Raw genomic sequence first — 20,032 nt, forward strand, 5'->3', positions numbered from 1 at the left:
AAATTCTCTGATTACCTCATCAACTCTGTGTAATAACTTTTTACTTCCCAAATGTTTCCAGAATTGCCCCGTTGTTTTGCAGGCACTTACCACGGTATTGTTACCAACACCGGAAAATGAGTTGCCAATGAAACACGTACATTTTAGGTTCCGCCGATCGCGCATCTGGTTCCTGACGGCCACAACCGGAGCGTTCCTTTTTGGCCAGCGTATGGCTCAGGCGCAAACCCTGACATTGTTGCAGGCCCTGGAACGGGGAACGCAGGCCTACCCGTTTCTGAAATCCAAACAGGCCGAAATCCAGAGCGCCGAAAAACGGGTTCAGGCCAGCCGCACGGACTTTCTGCCCAGCGTTATCGTACAGGATCAGTATACGTATGCGACCAGCAACGCCCTGAACGGTTCGTTCTTCCCCAACGAAGGAACGTCCATTTCGACTTCCGGCGGCATTCGGCCCGACAACATCTACCGGGGCACCACCGGCAGCTTTGTCAGCGCCGTCATCGACTGGCGAATCGTCAACTTCGGTCGCGTAAAAGCCAGTGTGAAAGCCGCCGAAGCCGACCTCAACCGTTCCCAAACCGATTACGATAACGAGCTGTTTCAGCACCAGATCCGGATTATCGACGCGTACCTCACGCTCCTGGTCAACCAGAAACTGGTCGATGTCCAGCGCAGCAACGTCGAACGGGCGGAAACCTTCAAAAATGTGGTCGATGCGGGTGTTCGTTCGGGGATGCGGGCCGGTGTCGATAGTTCGCTGGCCACCGCCGAAGCGGTTCGGGCGCGGTTAATTCTGCTCGAAAGCCAGCAACGCGAGCAGGTGCAGCGGCTGCGACTCTCGGAACTCATCGGTCAGGTGCAGGTCGGTCTTCGCATCGACAGCATGCGGTTTTATACCACCTTGCCACAAACCACCTTTCAATCGGATTCCATTTCGCCGAAAAACCCGGTTTTGCGGTTTTTCCAGTCCCAAATCAACTTTTCGTCTGCGCGAACCGTGGCGCTCCAACGTTCCATGCTGCCGTCGATTTCGCTCGTCGGGGCCGGTTGGGCGCGGGGTTCGGGCTTCGCCAATGCCGATGAAACGTTCGCGATGGATTTCAACCGGGGACTGGGTTACCAGGCGGCCAACTACCTGGTCGGCGTGGTGGCCCGCTGGAACCTGACCAACAGCCTGCGGCTCAAACACGATGCCCGCAGCGAACAATTTCAGGTCGAACGTTTCCGGCAACTCTACAACGACCAGCAACTGCGCATCACCCGGCAAAACCGGGAAGCCGAAACGCAACTGACGCTCGGACTGGAACAGGCGCGTCAGGCCCCCGTCCAGCTTCGGGCCGCCCAACAAGCCTACAACCAGGCCAAAGCCCGCTACCAGAACGGACTGGCCGATTTACCCACGCTCCTGCAAAGCTTCGTCACCCTGAACCGGGCCGAAACCGATGGCTACGTCGCCACCAGCAACGTCTGGCGCTACCTGCTGCTGAAAGCCGCGGCTGAGGGAGATATTTCGCTGTTTATGAACCAGATAAAATAGTCAAGAACTTATGTATCAACTCATTCGTTCCGCGCTGCGGAAACCCATTTCGGTGGTGGTATTGGTGCTCGGTCTCCTGTTTTTTTCGGTGATGTCGCTGTTTACCATTCCCGTTGATATTTTCCCGAATCTGGATCTGCCGACGATTTACGTGGTGCAGCCCTACGGCGGGATGGCCCCCGACCAGATGGACGGTTTTATTGCCACCCGCTACCAGGACCACTTTCTCTACGTGTCCGGGATTCGCGACATCGACGTAAAAACCATCCAGGGACTGTCACTCATCAAATTGTCGTTTTATCCGGGTACGGATATGGCCCAGGCAGCGGCTGAAGTGGCCAACAACGTGTCGCGCGCCAAAGCCTACATGCCGGAGGGCACCGTGCCGCCCCAGGTGGTGCGGTTCGATGCCAGCTCGGTGCCGGTCGGGCAACTGGTTTTTGAAAGTCCGAGCCGGTCGCTCAACGAAATTCAGGATTTTGCCTCGTCGCGGGTGCGGCCGATGTTCTCGCGGATTCCGGGCGTTTCCAGCCCTCCGCCCTTCGGGGGAAACCAGCGGACGGTGATCGTGAAAGTGAATCCGGCCCTGGTGCGGAGTTATCAGCTCACGCCGGAGGAAGTGATCAAGTCGATTGTGACCAACAACCAGCCGTCTCCCGCCGGGAACATTCGGATTGGCGAAAAAACGCTGATGACGCCGGTGAACTCGCTGGTCAAGAAGCCCGAAGATTTTCTCAACATTCCAATCCGCGTGGGTGCGGGACCGACGGTTTTTGTGCGGGATATCGCCACGGTAGAAGATGGTGCCGACGTTACGGTGAGTTACGCGCTGGTCAACGGTCGCCGGGCGGTATATATTCCGGTGGTAAAAAAATCGGATGCCTCGACGCTCGACGTTGTGAACAACATTCGGAAGGCGCTGCCGGAACTACGGGCCGCTGTGCCGGAAGATGTAAAGATTTCCTACGAATTCGACCAGTCGGTTTACGTCACCAACGCCCTGAAAAGTCTCGTTACGGAAGGGATTCTGGGGGCGGTTTTGACCGGTTTGATGGTGTTGCTTTTCCTCCGCGACTGGCGCAGTGTGATCATCGTGGTAATCACCATCCCGATCTCGATTCTGTCGGCGGTGATCATGCTCAATCTGTGCGGGCAAACCATCAACATCATGACGCTCTCGGGGCTGGCGCTGGCCATCGGGATTCTGGTGGATCAGGCCACCGTAACGATTGAGAATATTCACCAGCATCTCGAAATGGGTCGACCCAAAGCCGTTGCGATCTGGGATGCCTGTAAAGAAATCGTTTTCCCGGAATTCCTGATTCTGCTGGCCATTCTGGCGGTTTTTGCCCCGGCCTTCGTGATGAGTGGCGTCCCGCGTTCCATGTTTTTGCCGCTGTCGTTGTCGGTCGGTTTTGCCATGATCGCGTCGTTTTTACTCTCGCAAACGTTCGTGCCGGTTCTGGCAAACTGGCTCCTGAAAAGCCATCCGGCCCACGAACCAGCCACGCTGGCCCTCGACGCCCAGGAGCGTCATGTTATGCGGGAAGAAGGGGCGCATCCGGTCAAAAATGCCACCGGTTTCGACAAATTCAAACAACGGTATTCGACCTGGCTCGAAAAAATCCTGAACCGCCGGGGATTGGTGGTGGGCGGTTATCTGGCGGGTAGTCTGGCCATTATCGTCGTGTGTTTTATGGTAATCGGAACCGACATTCTACCGCACGGCAACAGCCACCAGTTTCAGATGCGCCTGCGGATTCCCGACGGAACAAGGGTGGAACGCACCGAAACCGCCACGCTGAAAGTGCTGGAGATTATCAAAGAATCCGTTGGACAGGACAACGTTGAAATTTCGTCGGCCTACGTCGGAACGGTTCCGTCCAGCTACGGGACGTCCAACATTTTCGTGTTCAACAGCGGTCCTCACGAAGCGGTTTTACAGGTGTCGCTGAAGGAGGATCATCCCGTGAAGATGGATAACCTGAAGGAAGAACTTCGGGAGCGCATCGCCAAAGCGTTGCCGACGGCCAACATTTCCTTTGAACCGATTGAGCTGACCGAGAAAATCATGAGTCAGGGCGCATCGACCCCCATTGAGGTGACCGTGGCCGCCAAAGATCTGAGCGAAGCCGGGCGGTTTGCCAACAAGATTCGGGCGGAAATGACGAAAATCGACTTTTTGCGTGATGTGCAAATTGCGCAACCCCTCGCCTACCCGGTTTTGAACGTAACGCTGAACCGCGAACGGGCCGGTCAACTGGGCGTAACGTCCACACAAGTTGCCCGGTCGATGGTCGCGGCCACCTCGTCCAGCCGCTTTACGGACAAAAACCTCTGGCTCGATGAGTCGAAAGGACTGGCCTACCAGGTGCAGGTGCAGATTCCGGAATACAAAATGAGCAGCACCAGCGACATCGGGAATATTCCGTTGAAGAGTGGCGAAATGCGGCCGCTGTTGTCGGACGTGGCCACGTTTTCGGAAGGTACTGCGCCGGGTGAATACGACCGCGCCGGACCGAACCGACTGGTGACGATCACGGCCAATTTGCAGAATAAGGATTTAGGTTCGGCGCAAAAAGCTGTTGAGCAGGCAATCAAAAACGCGGGCGAACCGCCCCGGGGTGTGCTCGTTGAACTGGGTGGTCAAACCAGCCTGCTGACCGACACGCTGAGCAGTTTGCAAACCGGACTTCTCGTCGCCATTGTGATCATCTTCTTACTGCTGGCCGCAAACTATCAGTCGTTCAAACTCTCGCTGGTGATTCTGGCGGCTATTCCGGCCGTGGTGGCCGGGGCACTGCTGATGCTGCTGGCCTGCGGAGCCACGCTCAACCTGCAATCGTACATGGGCCTGATCATGTCGGTGGGCGTGTCGGTGGCCAACGCCATTCTGATGGTCACCAACGCGGAAAATCTACGGCTGGAAATGGGCGACACCCGCAAAGCCGTCGTGCTGGCGGCCAACAGCCGGATTCGCCCGATCCTGATGACCAGCATCGCCATGATTGCCGGGATGGTGCCGATGGCATCCGGCATGGGCGAGGGCGGTGATCAGATTGCTCCGCTCGGTCAGGCCGTCATCGGCGGTTTGATTGCCTCCACGCTGGCGGCTCTGCTGATTCTGCCCTGTGTTTTCACCCAGTTTCAGACCAACGCTTCCGTTCAGTCAGTATCCCTCGATCCGGAAGATCCGGAAAGCAAATTTTACCATCAACCCCTGAGTACCGTCGTATGAAACCGTTGTTAAAACTTGTTTGGCCCGTCGTCGCTGCTGCCGGAATGGCGGCCTGTACGTCGGCCGCCAGTGAAGAAAAGAAAACCGTCAAAGTACCTGACGTACAAAATGTTGCCATAACCGAAGTGCAAACCATGCAACCCCGCCAGGCGGTCACTCTGCCGGGCGAACTGAAGCCCTGGAACCGCGTCAGCCTGTACGCCAAAGTAAAAGGATTCATTCGGGATGTGCGGGTCGATCGGGGTTCGTCGGTTCGGAAAGGCCAGGTGCTCGCCGTGCTTGATGCGCCGGAAGTGTTGTCAGAACTGAGCACCGCGCAGGCCCAACTTCAGGCGCAGGAAGCGGCCTTGCAGGAACAAACCGCCCGGTTCCGCGCCAGTCGACTGACGTATAACCGACTGCTGCAAACCAGCAAGGTCGAAGGAGCGGTTTCGCTGCACGAACTCGATCAGGCGCAGGCCCGGATGCTGGCCGACAGCGCGACAGTGGCCGTGGCAACCGGAAATATTCAGGTGGGCCGCTCCAATTACCAGACCAAAAAAGAACTGCGGCAATACCTGACCATCACCGCGCCGTTCGACGGTGTGATCACCGAACGGAATGTGAGCGCCGGGGCGCTGGTTGGCGCGGGCGACAGCAATTCCAAACCGTTGTTTGTGCTGGAAGACAGCCGGACGTTGCGGTTGACGGTAGCCATTCCCGAAACGTTTGCGAATCAGTTGGCCGCCAAAAGTGCGGTTACGTTTACGGTCAACGCCATTCCCGAACAGCAATTTAACGCAAAACTGGCCCGGAGCGCCCAGAGTCTGGTGGAAGCCAACCGGTCGATGCTGGCCGAATTTGACTTCGACAACAAGGCCAATCAACTGAAATCCGGGATGTATGCCGAGGTGAAGATGCCGATGGAACGGACGGCTCCTACGTTGTTTGTGCCGAAAACCGCCGTGGTCAGTTCCAGCGAAAAAACGTTCGTGATTCGCGTCAATAACCACAAAGCCGAGTGGGTCTCGGTCGAAAAAGGCAACACGCTCGACAGCCTGGTCGAAGTGTTCGGCGGTCTCAAAGCCGGCGAACCGGTGGTCCGGATCGCTTCGGAGGAGATTCGCGATGGTCAGGCATTAACCAACACTCAACAATGATGCGGTACTGGATTTTGCTGGGAGCGGTTTTGCTGCTCGTTCAGGGTTGTGCTACCCACCGGACGCATTATCAACTGGTGTATCGCAACGACCGGGGTGGCTATCAGGTTCAGGCCCCGGATTGGCGGGCGGTGAAGGTGCACTGGCACCCGTACAACGTGCAGGTAACGACGGATTCGGGTCAGAGAAAAACCGTAGCCACCGAACGGCTTTGGGGGTATAAGCAGACAGACGGAACCTTGTACCGGCTGTATCTTGGAAACACCTACGAGGTGGTGCAGGAAAAAACGCTGACGCTCTACCGCCAGTCAGACTTTGGGGAAGGGGCCACGGAACATTATTTTTTCAGCGTCACGCCCGACGAGCCAGTGCTGTCGCTGAACCGCCATAATCTGGAAGTGGCTTTTGCCAAATACCCGTGTATGCAGGAGCTAATCCAGCAAACACCCGCCCGCAACTGGCTCAAAACCGACCACAAAAGCTACCGGTTGATCGACAGCTATGATCACTGCCGACAGAAAAGCGCGGGTTCGCAACTCTCGACCAACGATACTCCTGTCAGCGGCCACAGACCCTGACGGGAGTAGTCAATCTTCTTCATAAAACTCCAACGGTAACCCGTCCGGATCGCTGAAAAACGTAAACCGTCGCCCGGTATGCGCATCGATCCGGATGGGTTCTACGTCGATACCAGCGGTTTCCAGGGCGATTTTGGCGGCTGCCACATCCGACACCGCAAAGGCCAGATGCCGCAACCCCAGGGCTTCGGGCCGGGATGGCCGCGCGGGTGGGTTCGGAAACGAGAACAGTTCGATGATGTACTGGCCATTCAGTTCCAGATCCAGTTTATACGAATCGCGTTCGGCGCGGTACACTTCCCGGATGATTTTCAATCCCAATATCTCCGTATAAAAATGCTTCGACCGCTCATAATCCGAGCAAATGATAGCAATGTGATGAACGCTGTTGAGTTGTAGCATGGCAGTTTTTGATGCGCAGCAGGAATAATAGCACTATTTTTTAGAACTATAAAGCAGATTGTTCGACAAATCTGCTTTATAGTCTGCAAACCCAGAAGACCAGTCGCATGGGTTTGCGCGAAAAAAACAACCTCCTAAGCCCTGCGTTATGTCAATACTCATGAGAATCAGTTCCTTTGTCATCATCGGCCTCGTTTTTGTGCTGCATGCCAGCATGACCGTCCGGGTCGCTGACCCGGTTCATGTGCTGGTATTTTCCAAAACCAAAGGCTGGAAACACACCTCCATTCCGTTCGGGATTGCGGCCATTCAGAAACTGGGTCAGGAGAATAATTTTTTGGTGGATACTACGAAAAATGCCGCCGTGTTTACGGACGAGAATCTGAGAAAATACGCCACGGTGATCTTCAACAACACCACGGGCAACGTCCTGAATGGTGAGCAACAGGCGGCTTTTGAACGCTACATTCAGGCCGGTGGTGGCTACGTCGGCATCCACGCGGCCGCCGACACGGAATACGACTGGCCCTGGTATGGCAAGCTGATGGGCGCGCATTTTGCCAGTCATCCACACAATTCCAACGTCCGCAAAGCAACCGTCGATGTTACCGACAAGAAGCATGTTTCTACAACAACGTTACCGGATCATTGGAATCGCACCGACGAATGGTACAATTACCGCTCGTTTTATTCGGGCATCAACGTGCTGGCAAACCTCGACGAAAACAGCTACGAAGGCGGCACCAACGGGGCCAATCACCCGATTAGCTGGTACCATGAATTTGATGGTGGACGGGCTTTCTACACCGGCAACGGCCACACCGACGAAAGCTACAGCGAACCGCTGTTTCTCAAACACCTGTTGGGTGGTGTCCAATACGCCATCGGTGACGCTAAACCGCTTGATTACAAAAAAGCCTACGCCAAAGTAACGCCGGAGCAAAACCGCTTCGTGAAAACCGTTCTGGTCAATGACCTGGCTTCTCCGATGGAACTGGCGGTTGCCCCCGACGGGCGCGTGTTTTTCTCCGAAATTCAGGGAAATTTGTCGGTTTATGACCCCAAAACCCGAAAAAACGCGCTGGTTCATAAATTTCCGATTACCTACGTGGGCGGAACCGGGCTCATTGGCGTAACGGTTGATCCCAATTTTGCCAAGAATCAGCACATTTACGTCTATTATACCCCCGCCGGGCAAACCGAAGAACCGATCAATTTTCAGCTTTCCCGGTTTACGGTCACTGCCAGCAACACGCTCGATCTGAAGTCGGAGAAAATCCTGCTGACGGTTCCGGTGGAAAAAAACAGCGGTTCGCACCACGGCGGCTCGCTGGCCTGGGACAAAGACGGCAACCTGTACTTATCAACCGGCGACAGCTCCAGCCCTTTTCCGTCCGACGGTTATTCGCCGATGGACGAACGGCCCGGCAAGGAATTTTACAGCCTGGACGCCCAGCGGTCGGCGGCCAACACGAACGATCTGAAGGGAAAGGTGTTGCGGATTCATCCCCAACCCGATGGCAGCTACACGATTCCGGATGGCAATTTGTTCCCGAGAGGAACCGCTAAAACCCGCCCGGAAATCTATACGATGGGCTGCCGAAATCCGTACCGCATTGCCGTCAATCCGAAAACGTCGGTGTTGTACTGGGGCGAAATTGGCCCCGATGCAGGCAAGGAAGGCTTACAGGGACCACGTGGCTACGACGAATTCAATCAGGCGAAAAAAGCCGGTTACTTCGGCTGGCCGTATTTTGTCGGCAACAATTACCCGTATGTCAGGTGGGACTTTGCCACCAAAACCGCCGGGCCAAAATTCGATCCGGCGGCTCCCGTCAACAACTCGCCCAACAATACCGGATTGAACCAGCTACCGCCCGCAACGCCCCCGATCATCTGGTATCCATATGCCGCTTCGACCGAATTCCCGGAGCTGGGGCTCGGCGGTCGCAGCGCGATGGCGGGTAAATTTTACACCTTCGATACGAAATCAAAGTCTGCCAATCAATTCCCCGCGTATTACGACGGCAAGCTGTTCGTTTTCGACTGGATGCGCAACTGGGTGTTGGCGCTTAGCTTCGATGAAAACGAAAACTACGTGCGCAGTGAGCCTTTCATGGCGTCAAACGGCGATTTTCGACGCCCGATCGATCTGGATTTCGGGCCGGATGGTGTGATGTACATGCTGGAATACGGTTCCGTTTACGGGGCCGATAACGAAGATGCGCGTCTGGTAAAGATCGAATACAACACCGGAAACCGCCCTCCGCTGGCCCAGGCGAGCGTGCAGGACACGGCGGTGGAAAACCACCTCGACCGCACGGTTTTTCTGACGTCCGAACGCCGGAATTTCCCGATTCTGCGCGAAGCCGCCGGGGCGGCTCCGTTGCAGGTGTCCTTCGTGAGCCGGGGGTCGCGCGATCTGGATGATGATGATGACGTGAAATACGAATGGCTGTTCGATGGCAAAAAAGTGGGTGCTACCACGCCAAATGCGACCTACACCTACGCCAAACCCGGTATTTACAAAGCCATTCTGAAAGTCACGGATCGGGCTGGATTGGTCGGCCGGGATACGGTTATCGTTAAAGTAGGCAATACGAAGCCAGCGGTAACCATTGCCAGCACCGACAACCAATCCTTTTTCTGGGAAGGCAAACCGTTTGCGTATACGGTGAAAGTGCAGGATCAGGAAGATGGGAAAATCGATCCGAAGCGCATTAAGGTGCTTTACGCCTACAATCCGCAGCCCAGTACCGTCGATCCAAACGCGCCGAAATCGCCGACTTCCGTGCTGGTGAGCAATCCGCCGGGCAAAATGCTGATGGACGCCAGTGATTGCAAAGCCTGCCATACGATTGATAAAGTATCGGTGGGGCCGTCGCTGCTGGCGGTGGCGCAGAAGTACAAAACCCAAACCGGGGCGCTGGAGCAACTCGCGACCAAGATCATCAACGGCGGTGGCGGTAACTGGGGAACCGTGCACGTCATGAGCGCTCACCCCCAGATTTCGGTAACCGATGCGCAGGAAATGGTGCGTTATATTTTCTCGCTGACCGACAAACCAAGGGCACAGAAAACCGTACCGATGCAAGGTTCTCTGACGCTGGCCGACCACCAGAAAGAGGAACTACGGGGACAATACACGCTGCTGGCATCGTATACCGATAAAGGCGGGCAGGTCGTTGGACCACTGACCGGAACCGACGCCGTTACGCTGCGGAATGCGAAGGTTCGGGCGGTGTATACTGATGCCCAGGTCGGTTTCCCCCGGTTTGGCGTCAACCTGTCGCAGGGGGGGCACAAGGCGTATCTTCTCCTGAAAAACGTCGACTTGACCCACATCAAACAGTTCACCTACGAGTATGCCTCGCTGGATCAGCCGGGCGAAATTCAGGTGCGGATCGACTCGCAGGCCGGGCCGGTGATCAGCACGACGGCCTACCAACCAACCGGGGCCTGGAACACCAACAAAGAAGTTACTGGTTCGATCAGCAAACCCGTATCGGGAAAACACGATGTCTACTTTTTTGCCATCAAGCGCACCAAACCCAACGATGCGATTCTGAAATTTGTCACGATTCAGTTTCAAGAATGAATTAACGGTTATCTGTATTCGGTTTACGGTATTCGGTGGCTGACGCATTCACAAGCACGCGTCAGCCACCGAATACCGTAAACCGAATACTGGAAACCGTAAACCATTCTGCGCAATTTTATTCTGACAACCTGGCATTTAAACGGTTTTTACTTGTATAAATCGCAAAACATCCATTTTTTATTTATGTATTAACGATTAATGCTGTTATTTTACCTTGGAATTGCACAAGGTATGGTGGACCACCGACAGCGCATAATCGAGGAAAACGACTATTTACTGGAACTCTGGCAGCGATCGAAGGCTGGAGATCAGGCGGCTTTTTGCCAATTGGCCGAGTCGCAATACCGGGCACTGTTCAGTTATGCGGCCAATTTTACGGAGGACCGCGAGTTTATTAAGGATTCGATTCAGGAAATCTTTATTTCGATCTGGGAGAAACGCCAGGTGCTCACGATCCAGTATGTAGCGATCTATCTGTTTAAATCGCTTCGCAATCAGCTTTTACAGGAATTCCGGCGCAATAAAAACGCGGCTTCGGCTCCATCCTTGCAGGAAATCAGCCAACTGTCTGACTGGGAAACCGTCGAAACCGCTATCGAGAAAAATGAGGCCGATTCGGAAAACCAGCGCAAAGTTCGTCAGGCCATCGATACCCTTCCAAAACGACAGCAGGAAGTGGTTTTTCTGAAGTTTTACAAAGGCCTGGAAAATGAGCAGATCGCGGAATTGATGGAAATCAACCGCCAATCCGTGGCCAATTTGCTCTACAAGGCGTTGACCTCGCTCAAGAGTCAGATTTCTTTTTTTAAGTATTGGCTGCTCGTAATGTGTCTACTCCAGTAATGCGGACAAAAAAATAGCCACTGAACTCCTTTCCAGTGGCTATCCGGGAATTATAGACAAACCTAAAAACGCTTTGAACGATAAAAACTGGTGTTCAGGTCGAACAGGATCGCGTTTGTATCGCTATTTTTTTGACCTCTGCCCGTAAAATAACCGGAGCGTTCTTAGAGCGAGGTTAAGAACTGCTTAGAATCTGCTTAGTAAGCCGGGACCGGATGCCGGTTTCCCCGCTAACGCGGTCAATGAAATGAAAGGGGTACGATAACAATCCGATTCAGCGATGGTTAGGTAGTCAGAACCTAGCCTTTTGTATATGAAAATTCTAGTGGTTGAGGATGAGCCCAAAACCCTGAATGCCATTCGGCAGGGTCTGGAAGAAACACAATTTGAAGTAGACATTGCCTACGACGGCCTGATTGCCAAGCGGCTGGCTTTAAAAAATTCGTATGCCGTCATCATCACTGACGTTATCATTCCGGGCCTGAACGGTTTTGAACTGATTCGGCAGTTGCGGGCGCAGGGCGTCACGACGCCCATTTTGCTGCTAACGGCTCTGGGCGAAAGCAGTGATAAAGTGATGGGTTTCGATGCCGGAACGGATCAGTACCTGACCAAACCGTTTCAGTTTGCCGAGCTGCTCGCGCGGGTGCGATCCCTGACCAAACGGAGTACGCAGGTCGCCATGACGGCCCAGACGCTCCGGTTTGCGGGGATCGAAATGAACCTGGATGCCAAAACCGTTCGTCGCGATGGTCAGGTGATCGATCTCACCGCCCGGGAGTTTGCCCTGCTCGAATACCTGTTGCGAAACCAGGGGCGGGTAATGTCGAAAGTCGATATTGCCGAACGGGTCTGGGATTTGAATTTTGATGCGGGAACGAACGTCGTGGAGGTGTATATCAATTATTTACGCAAGAAAATTGACAAGGATTTTCCTAAAAAACTCATTCATACGCAGTTTGGTATGGGTTATGTGCTAAAAGAAGAATAGGTTCGCGGGGCGAGCCGTTTTCTAACAAACTGTTTGAGTTAACCGGGGAGAGCCCTGGAAGGGCGGTCTGTCAATAGCCGATACCAACTCGTGGTAGCTCCGGCCTTCATGCAAACAACTTCTAAGGAAATTCTAAGCAGTTATTTAATCCTGCTTAAGATCTTCGCTCCAGTTTTGTAGTTAAGAAGTGTTTTCCCAGCACGTGATATGACTTCTAACTTGCGATACAGCCACACCTACGGAACGGATTCGAGCCCTTTGATGGGACACCGAGACAGTTCACCTCCCTCCGGGTCGAACAACCGCGAACCACGACAGCCCGACTGGCTGATGATCCTGATGGTGAGCCTGTTTGTGTTGACGCTGCTGATTGCCTGGCTGGTCGACATTCCGGCCTTACTGCGGTAGTGTTTTATGACCATCCGCACCCGCCTGACACTCCGTTTTACGGGCCTGGTTTCGGCCATTCTGGCCCTCGCTTTTGCCTGCCTCTACGCGTTTTGCTGGTATTTTATCTCGTCCGATTTTTACCGGCGGCTCGACCGAAAAGCTGACACCATTGGCGAATTGCTCATTCGGCAGAAAATGGGCCCCCAACTCCTGATTCAATTTACCCGCCTGCGGAAAGACCAGCTTCCGGCGCAGAAAATAGCCGTATATGACGGCCGGAACAGTCCGGTTTTCATCACCAATGAGCAGGTGCCACTGGCCGTATCGACCCAGGTGCTGGACGCCATTCGGGCGAAAAAAAACAAGAAATTCCGGCAGGGAGCGGCTTACGTAACCGGCGTTCGCTACGCAACCACCTCGGGCCAGTATGTGGTGCTGGCCAGCGCCGAAAACCGCTATGGCGACCAGTTTCTGCGCCAGATGCTGGTCGTTTTGGTCGGATTGTTCGGCGGCATTGTCGGGATTGTCGCCTTTTCGGGCTGGCTCTACGCGGGCGACGCGCTCCGGCCCATGAAGCGCATGGAACAGCAACTGAACCACATTTTCCCGAATACCTTGCAGGAACGCTTGCCGGTCAGCACGGACAATGACGAAATCAGCCGCCTGTCGACCACCATCAACCGCCTGCTCGATCGGATTGACGAATCGTTCCGGCTGCAACGGATGTTTGTGGCCAATGTCTCGCACGAACTGAAAAATCCGCTGACCCAGATCAGCTCCCAACTGGAAGTGGCGTTGCTCAACCGCCGGGAATCGGCGGTGTATGAAGAAACCATCCGGTCGGTGCTGGATGATGTAGGCGAGCTTTCGACCCTGACGCGGGAATTGTTACAGCTTTCGCAGGTCAACCAGGCGTCGGCGGTCGGCTTGCTGACGGATTCGGTGCGCCTGGACGAAGTGGTCTGGGACATTCGGGAGGAAGTCAGCAACATCCACGCCCACTACGACGTAACGGTTCGTTTTGACGAATTACCGGACGATTTCAACCAGTTGGCCGTGCCGGGCAATACCGCGCTGCTGCGAACGGCCCTGAAAAACCTGACCGAAAATGCCTGTAAATTCTCCAGCGATGGCAAAGCCGTGATCCACGTCCGATTCACCGAAACCGCCGTTGTGATCAGCGTGCAGAACAACGGCACACCCATTCCTGCCGATGATTTGCCGTATATTTTCGAACCTTTCTACCGGAGCCGACAAACCGCCGAAGTCAGGGGCAACGGCGTCGGTCTGTCGCTGGTGGAACGCATTGTCCGGCTCCATCAGGGCCGGGTGTCCGTCACCTCCGGCGAAGGCCAGCCAACGGTTTTTCAACTGGAACTGGTCCGTCAGTTTATTTCCTGAAAACGAACGGATTACTGTTCAGATCCGCTTGCCAGTCCTTACCGTTTTGCCAGTTCGATAATGTCTTTCCCTTCCAGAATCTGCTTTTCGTAGCCTTTGTTGACCGTATGGATCATGGCCAGCCCCAACTCCCGTAAAGTGCAAAAACCGCCGGGATACAACGCCCGGCCAATGGGAAACAGCCAGAGCATATACCGGTACATTTTCAGTGTATTTTTCAGTCCTTTGGTCGGTTTGATAAAACCCGGCCGGAAGTTAAATACCTGTTTAAAAGGCAGTTTGAGCAGGTCATTCTCGGTTTTCCCTTTGACTCGCGCCCACATCGAACGTCCTTTCTCCGTGCTGTCTGTGCCCGCTCCCGAAATGTAACAAAACGTCATGTCCGGGTTCAGTTTGCTCAAAACCGTCGCCACGTTCAGCGTGAGCGTGTGGGTTACTTTGTAATAATCCGGCTCGCTCATGCCGACCGACGAGACGCCCAGACAGAAAAAACACGCGTTGTAACCAGCCAGACGGTTTTCAATCGTCGACAGGTCATAAAAATCCGCATGAATGATTTCTGTCAATTTGGGATGGGACATTCCGGACGGTTTTCGGTTGATCATCAACACCGCTTCTACCTCCGGATGGAGCAGGCATTCGTGCAAAACACCTTCGCCTACCATACCGGTCGTACCAGTGATAATGGCTCTGATTCCGTTCGTTTTCATGGTTTTTCGGGGTTTACGATCATCGTCCAGGTGAGTTCAAAAACGTCATTGATCTGTTGCTGCTGGTTCTCAGCAGACACGGTTTGGGCAGTCAGATACTGAAAGAGTCCATTGATCTGGTTCATTGAAAGCATCATGAGCAAGTCCGGCGGCAACGGTTTCAACGCCTTCGCGTCACGGGCCTCCTGAAACAGGTTCCGGTGCTTTTCAGATTGCTTCCGAATCTCCTCGTCCGGAACCAGACCCAGATGCGGGGAAAAATGAAACTGCTGGATGAAGTAAAAAGCGTCCCGGTTTTCCAGCGCCCACGCCAGAGAATACCGAAACAGGTTCCTGAATTTCTCTTTCACGTCGCCGGTTTCGTTGGCTTTTTCTGCCAAATACTGATTCAGTTCTTCCTTGATGGCCGTGTACAAGGACACCACCAGCTCGTCTTTCGTCTTGAAATAATGAAAAAGCGTGCCGTTAGACACCCCGGCCTCGCTGGCAATTTTGCTCGTGGGCGTGCCGTGAAAACCGTAGGCAACGAAGAGTTTCAACGCGGTCGCCAGTATTTTCTCGGGTTTATCCAGTTTACTCATTTTTTCTGATTGACTAATCGCTCTATGAATATACGCAAAATAAGCAGGTCACGGCGGAATTACACAAAAAGGTGGTAAATGGAAAACTGTAACGCAGTGAATGCCCCAAATGAACTATTGGCGGTTTTTAAAAGTACTACTAACAATATGGATCGGCTTTCTGAATCCGGCCAACCGGTTGAGAGTCGTCTTCTTTTTTCGATCAATACTTTTTAACTGAATAATCATGGAATTAGGTATTAGCAGTTTTGGCGAAGTACTGCCCGATGGCGTGGCCGGAAAAGCCGTCAACGCTCACCAGCGGATGCAGCAATTGCTGGAAGAAATTAAACTGGCCGACGAAGTGGGGCTGGACGTCTTTGCCCTCGGCGAACACCACCGGCCGGATTTTATGGTGTCGGCCCCGGAGGTCATTCTGGCAGCCGCAGCTTCTCTTACAAAAACGATCCGGCTGTCGAGTTCCGTGACGGTTTTGAGTTCAGCCGACCCGGTTCGGGTGTTCCAGAATTTTGCTTCGCTGGATCTCATTTCCAACGGTCGGGCCGAGATCATGGCCGGGCGTGGTTCGTTCATCGAATCCTTCCCGCTGTTTGGCTACGACCTGAAGGATTACGACGAGCTGTTTACCGAAAAACTGGATCTGCTCGTAGCGATCAACAAGAGCGAAATCGTTAACTGGCAGGGCAAACACCGGGCCGCCATCCGCAACCTGGGCGTTTATCCGCGTCCGTATCAGGAATCGCTCCCAATCTGGCTGGCCGTTGGTGGCACACCCGCATCCGCCGTTCGGGCGGGCACGATGAACCTGCCCATGACGCTGGCGATGCTGGGCGGCTCGCCCGACCGGTTTGTGCCGTTTGTGAACCTGTTCCGGCAATCGGCGCAGAAAGCCGGTCATGACGTTGCGAAATTGCCCCTGGCGATCAACTCGCATTTCTACCTGGCCGATCATTCGCAACAGGCATCGGACGAACTCTTTCCGTCGTACGAACAAATGATGAACCGCATCGGTCGCGAACGGGGCTGGTCGCCCATTGGCCGGGAGCATTTCGAGTACATGCGCCAGTCCGGGCCGCTGCTGGTGGGCAGTCCGCAGCAAGCCATCGACAAGATTCTGCACTTTCACGAATTGTTCCAGAACACCCGGTATCTGGCCCAACTCATTGGTAGCCATCAGCTTCCGCACAGCAAAGTGCTTCGCGCGATCGAATTGTTCGGAACCAAAGTGGCGCCAGCCGTTCGGAAAGCCTTACGAACGCCCGAGCCGGTTTAAACCGTAATTGCCGGGAATTAGACGTACCTTCACCGGAATACGGGCGCAGTGCTCCCTTCCGGATTGCAAACGATCTTTGATTCCCTCATCACGAGTTTTATTGACCACAACGTCGGCATCGCCGATCATTTTTTAAGTGAGTCTCTGGCGGCCCATCTGAAAGAAAATCTGACCACGCTGTACGCCGAAAACCGGCTTCGGTCGGCAGGTACCGGCAGCGACGGCCAGGTTGTGCAGAATAAACGGGTTCGCAGCGACCTGATTTACTGGCTGGATCGCCAGCACAATGACCGCTACGAAAATGATTTTTTTGACCTGATGGACCAGTTTGTCCGTCATTTAAACCAGACCTGTTACACGGGCATCACCGGCTACGAATTTCACTATACGCTGTATGAAACGGGCAGTTTTTACCAAAAACACCTCGATCAGTTTCGCAACAACGACAGCCGGAAGTATTCGATGATCCTGTATTTAAACGCCGACTGGCAGGAAGATGACGGTGGCGAATTGTGCATTCACCGGGGCGATACCGTACAACACATCGCCCCGATGAATGGCAAAATCGTCTTTTTTAAGAGTAACGAACTGGAACACGAAGTTCTCCGGACCAATAAACCCCGGATGAGTATAACCGGGTGGTTAAAAGTGAATTACTTTACTTCTTCTGCTGCGACAGGAACGTGATCAGCGACGCAAATTCTTCGTATGACAGGGCGTTGGCCAGACCGGACGGCATCATCGAAGTTTCCTGTTCTTTCCGCGTCAGAATATCGCTGGTTTTGATGGTGAACACTTCGCCGGTAATGTTGCGCATCACCACCTTGCTGGCCGATTCTTCGGAAACAAAACCCATGTACGTCTTATTGCCTTTGGCCGTAATCAAAACCGTGGCAAAGCCCTGCGAAATCGACGCATTGGGTTTCAGAATCGACTCGGCGATCTGTTCGCGGTTCATGATCGAGCCAATCTGACCCATAAACGGCCCTTTCATCGGCTCGCTTTTGCTCAGGCTGTGGCAGGCAATGCAGCCCTGTTGGGTAAACAGCGTTTTCCCGAGGGCCGCATCCCCTTTGATTTTCGCCATCGCCAGCATCACGTCTTCAATCGATGCTTTGCCAACCTGCCCTTTCTGGTTTCTGATTTTTTCCAGATCCACTTTGGTTTCTTCGTTAGCCGCCACGACTTCTTCCCCGCCAAACTCGGTGATTTCCATCCGGTGCCGTCCGTTCAAATCGGCAAAAAATTGCTTGCCCGACGCATCCGCTTTCGTCCATTCCTGCATCAGCAGGTCTTTGATCGCCGGTGACGATTCCCACGTAATCCCCTTGTAATAAGGCCCGTGCGTATCGGGCCGGGTACTCCACCACCACGAACCGTCGTAATCCGCTTCTTTCTTGTATAACCGGGATAAAGTCGTCAGAATCTGCTTTTTCAGGGTTTCATCCTTCGCGTTTTTATAAGCAGCAATCAAACCGGTGGCGGCTTTCGGATCGTGCATATACCGCAGCGCCCAGAGTGCAATTGTCGAATTTTCGGTGCCGATAGCATTCACACACGCATCGACGGCATTCAGGCTCACCAACGCGCGAACCGCCAGGTGCGTAGGAACGATGGCGGCATTCGGCGTCGCGTGCGGGCCTTCCGTGCCTTTTGCCGGAGCAACAAAGGAAGCTGGCACTTTCACCTGCAACAAGGCCGGCGCGGCTTCAATCCGTCCCAAACGCCCCAAACCGATGATGGCCGCCAGCCGCACCCGCTCCGACGGATCTTTCAATCCCTGAAGAAACGGTTCGATGGGCACGGTTTGGAGGTTCGGTTTCCGGTCGGCCAGGGCTTTCAACGCGAACTCCCGAACGTCGTTTTCCGAGGTCAGTTTCACCAGATTGGCAATGCCGTTGGCACCAGCCGCCTGTGCGTACGTAAAAATACCGGCCACCCGAACGTACAGCGGCAGACTTTTATCGGCGGCCAGTTTCCAGGAAGCGTCAGCCGCATCTTTCGGGCGGGTCAGCAACTCCTGCTGGGCGGCCAGACGGGCCACGGCGCTGCCGGATTTCAGCAGGGCCACCAGTTCTTTCACCGACGCTTTTTTGACATCCGCAAAGGCTTTGTACGACCAGGTTTTCGGCACAACCCGCACCACGTAGCCTTTGGACGGATTGCCGGAATAGCCCGCACCGTCCCAGGCCGACAGATACATCCGACCCGACGCGTCGACGTCCACATCGGTGATTTGCGGTAATTTGATGAACTCTTCTTCTTTTTGCGTAAAACTCGGGCCATCCGGCGTCACGCGGTGAATGTAAAGCTGGCTTCTTCCCCAGTCGGCCATCATCGGCACGTGGTTGTATTTTTCCGGCCAGGTCGGATCGTCCATGAACAGCGAGCCCGTACCGGAGCCCCCGCCCACATCGACCAGCGCGGGAATGATTTCATCCGTAAAGCCTTTAAAAAGAACCGGATAACCGTATTCCCCGGATTGAATCTGGTGGCTAAACCGGATGTTCCAGCCCCCGCCGTCGTTGGTGTTGTCGCGCGTGAAAATATTCATATACGGGTCGATGGCCACGTCATAGATGTTCCGCATCCCGTGCGAATACACTTCCATTTCGGTTCCATCCGGCCGCACCCGCACAATGCCCCCGCCGAGTTGGGTCAATTTCTTTCCGCTCCGGTCCACGGCGCCGTGGAAACCAAAGTCGCCGACGGCAATGTAAATCCAGCCGTCGATTCCCATCCGGATGCCGTTGGTCGAGTGATCGGTGCCCCGGCTTTGCAGAAATTTGGGCGAGCTGATGTTCTGAATCAGCGGTTTTGACGGGCCGTCGGCCACACCGTCGTGGTTTTTATCTTCGAAAACCACCAGATCCATGCCACTGGCGATCCCGGTTTCAGTCGAAAACGTCGTGTGCAGGACAAACAGTTGATCACCCTGGGAAATAATACCGCGCGGGTTGTCGGCCATCGCAAATTTGGTGTGCCGGTCGACTTTGCCATCGTTGTTGCTATCGACCAGTTTGATGATGTAGCCCTTGCCCGGCGTTTTGCCCAGCGACCCAATCATGTCTACCCCGACGTAGACTTCGCCGGTGGGTGCCACGGCAAGACAGGATGGGCTGGGCGTCAGGTCGGGACCGGCGAAATTCGTAATTACCAGTTCATCCGGGTCGGCAGAAACAACCGCCCGATTCGTAGATTTTTGGAGTAGTTTGGTTTCAGAATCGCCCAGTTGCCCAACCAACCCCATCAGGATCAGGACACTATAGACCAGACTTAAGGAAATTTTTAACATGGTTTTCTTTTTAGAACGTTTCTCGAGGGTGCCGCAAAATCGAATACGAA

General features: G+C 54.2%; 15 protein-coding genes. 11 read left to right on the forward strand and 4 right to left on the reverse strand.

Going from position 1 to position 20,032, the window contains the following annotated elements; all coding sequences use genetic code 11:
- Positions 1 to 127 precede the first annotated feature (127 nt).
- The 4 genes from FH871_RS04730 to FH871_RS04745 are packed head-to-tail and all read left to right on the forward strand — an operon-like array spanning position 128 to position 6,495.
- A complete protein-coding gene (locus FH871_RS04730; RefSeq protein ID WP_229317044.1) occupies positions 128 to 1,540 on the forward strand; it encodes a TolC family protein in 1,413 nt (470 codons plus the stop codon).
- Positions 1,541 to 1,550: 10 nt separating this feature from the next.
- Entirely contained in the window at positions 1,551 to 4,778 is a 3,228-nt protein-coding gene (locus tag FH871_RS04735) for an efflux RND transporter permease subunit (RefSeq protein WP_138990143.1), read from the forward strand.
- Positions 4,775 to 5,917 carry an efflux RND transporter periplasmic adaptor subunit gene (locus tag FH871_RS04740; protein ID WP_138990144.1) on the forward strand — a complete coding sequence of 381 codons (1,143 nt, stop codon included), beginning with the start codon at positions 4,775 to 4,777 and terminating at the stop codon, positions 5,915 to 5,917. Before FH871_RS04735 ends, FH871_RS04740 begins: the two co-directional genes overlap by 4 nt.
- Positions 5,914 to 6,495: a hypothetical protein gene (locus FH871_RS04745; RefSeq protein ID WP_138990145.1), complete on the forward strand. Its 582-nt coding sequence runs from the start codon at positions 5,914 to 5,916 to the stop codon at positions 6,493 to 6,495. The genes FH871_RS04740 and FH871_RS04745 overlap by 4 nt, the downstream gene beginning before the upstream one ends.
- A gap of 9 nt (positions 6,496 to 6,504) precedes the next feature.
- Here the strand turns inward: FH871_RS04745 and FH871_RS04750 are convergent, their stop codons facing one another.
- Entirely contained in the window at positions 6,505 to 6,897 is a 393-nt protein-coding gene (locus FH871_RS04750; protein ID WP_138990146.1) for a VOC family protein, read from the reverse strand.
- Between the two features lie 160 nt (positions 6,898 to 7,057).
- On the opposite strand from FH871_RS04750, the gene FH871_RS04755 reads away from it, so the two are divergent.
- The 5 genes from FH871_RS04755 (at position 7,058) to FH871_RS04775 (ending at position 14,123) form a co-directional block, all read left to right on the forward strand.
- Positions 7,058 to 10,495 (forward strand): ThuA domain-containing protein, encoded by a 3,438-nt coding sequence (locus FH871_RS04755; protein ID WP_229317046.1) that lies wholly within the window; start codon positions 7,058 to 7,060, stop codon positions 10,493 to 10,495.
- Between the two features lie 234 nt (positions 10,496 to 10,729).
- Positions 10,730 to 11,341: an RNA polymerase sigma factor gene (locus FH871_RS04760; RefSeq protein WP_229317048.1), complete on the forward strand. Its 612-nt coding sequence runs from the start codon at positions 10,730 to 10,732 to the stop codon at positions 11,339 to 11,341.
- Positions 11,342 to 11,654: 313 nt separating this feature from the next.
- Positions 11,655 to 12,332: a response regulator transcription factor gene (locus tag FH871_RS04765; RefSeq protein ID WP_138990148.1), complete on the forward strand. Its 678-nt coding sequence runs from the start codon at positions 11,655 to 11,657 to the stop codon at positions 12,330 to 12,332.
- A gap of 207 nt (positions 12,333 to 12,539) precedes the next feature.
- Complete coding sequence (locus FH871_RS04770; RefSeq protein ID WP_138990149.1) at positions 12,540 to 12,740, forward strand: hypothetical protein; 201 nt, start codon at positions 12,540 to 12,542, stop codon at positions 12,738 to 12,740.
- Positions 12,741 to 12,746: 6 nt separating this feature from the next.
- Positions 12,747 to 14,123, forward strand: coding sequence for a cell wall metabolism sensor histidine kinase WalK (locus FH871_RS04775; protein WP_138990150.1), 1,377 nt, complete (start codon positions 12,747 to 12,749; stop codon positions 14,121 to 14,123).
- 38 nt (positions 14,124 to 14,161) lie between these two features.
- Here the strand turns inward: FH871_RS04775 and FH871_RS04780 are convergent, their stop codons facing one another.
- Positions 14,162 to 14,833 carry an NAD-dependent epimerase/dehydratase family protein gene (locus tag FH871_RS04780; RefSeq protein WP_138990151.1) on the reverse strand — a complete coding sequence of 224 codons (672 nt, stop codon included), beginning with the start codon at positions 14,831 to 14,833 and terminating at the stop codon, positions 14,162 to 14,164.
- On the reverse strand, positions 14,830 to 15,414 hold the full coding sequence (locus tag FH871_RS04785; RefSeq protein ID WP_138990152.1) for a TetR/AcrR family transcriptional regulator: 585 nt from the start codon (positions 15,412 to 15,414) through the stop codon (positions 14,830 to 14,832). Before FH871_RS04785 ends, FH871_RS04780 begins: the two co-directional genes overlap by 4 nt.
- 226 nt (positions 15,415 to 15,640) lie before the next feature.
- Between FH871_RS04785 and FH871_RS04790 the strand changes: the two genes are divergently transcribed.
- Positions 15,641 to 16,687, forward strand: a complete 1,047-nt coding sequence (locus FH871_RS04790; protein WP_138990153.1) for an Atu2307/SP_0267 family LLM class monooxygenase — start codon at positions 15,641 to 15,643, stop codon at positions 16,685 to 16,687.
- A 63-nt stretch (positions 16,688 to 16,750) separates the two neighbouring features.
- Positions 16,751 to 17,374, forward strand: coding sequence for a 2OG-Fe(II) oxygenase (locus tag FH871_RS04795; protein WP_138990154.1), 624 nt, complete (start codon positions 16,751 to 16,753; stop codon positions 17,372 to 17,374).
- On the opposite strand, the gene FH871_RS04800 is transcribed toward FH871_RS04795, so the two are convergent.
- Positions 17,346 to 19,982 (reverse strand): HEAT repeat domain-containing protein, encoded by a 2,637-nt coding sequence (locus FH871_RS04800; protein WP_138990155.1) that lies wholly within the window; start codon positions 19,980 to 19,982, stop codon positions 17,346 to 17,348. The two genes, FH871_RS04795 and FH871_RS04800, sit on opposite strands and share 29 nt — an antisense overlap.
- Positions 19,983 to 20,032 lie beyond the last annotated feature (50 nt).

It is taken from the genome of Larkinella sp. C7 (assembly GCF_006149005.1).
GTDB lineage: Bacteria > Bacteroidota > Bacteroidia > Cytophagales > Spirosomataceae > Larkinella.